This window comes from Pseudomonas syringae, from assembly GCF_000737245.1.
Taxonomy (GTDB): Bacteria; Pseudomonadota; Gammaproteobacteria; order Pseudomonadales; family Pseudomonadaceae; genus Aquipseudomonas; species Aquipseudomonas syringae_J.
This window is the reverse complement of record NZ_JPQU01000099.1, coordinates 1-352: the sequence shown is the minus strand read 5'-3', so window position 1 is coordinate 352 and position 352 is coordinate 1. Positions and strand designations below refer to the sequence as shown.

1 protein-coding gene is annotated in these 352 nt (G+C 52.3%); it reads left to right on the top strand.

The features are described from left to right. Positions 1 to 352, top strand: a 352-nt coding sequence (locus tag IV01_RS26545; protein WP_195758827.1) for a transposase, incomplete at both ends; no start/stop codon positions are given.

The following is a 352-nucleotide window of genomic DNA, read 5'->3' as shown; positions in this document are numbered from 1 at the left end:
TCTGCGTAGCGAATGGCGGGCCTTCAAGAACCAACGCTCACATATCACGAAAGCCGACACCATCATCTTTCGATCCCGGGAAACCGACTGCTCTAAATGCTCAATGAAAGAGCGCTGCTGCCCAAATACCTCGTTCCGAAAAATCGCCCGTAGCGTCCATGAGGCGGCACGCAATGTTGCTCGGCGAATTGCCGCAACACCGCAATACGTGTGCTCTCGCCATGAGCGCAAAAAGGTCGAAATGTTGTTCGCTCATCTCAAACGAATCCTGAAACTGGATCGATTAAGGCTACAAGGAATGACCGGTGCGAACGACGAATTCACCTTGGCGGCTGCGGTACAGAATCTAAGA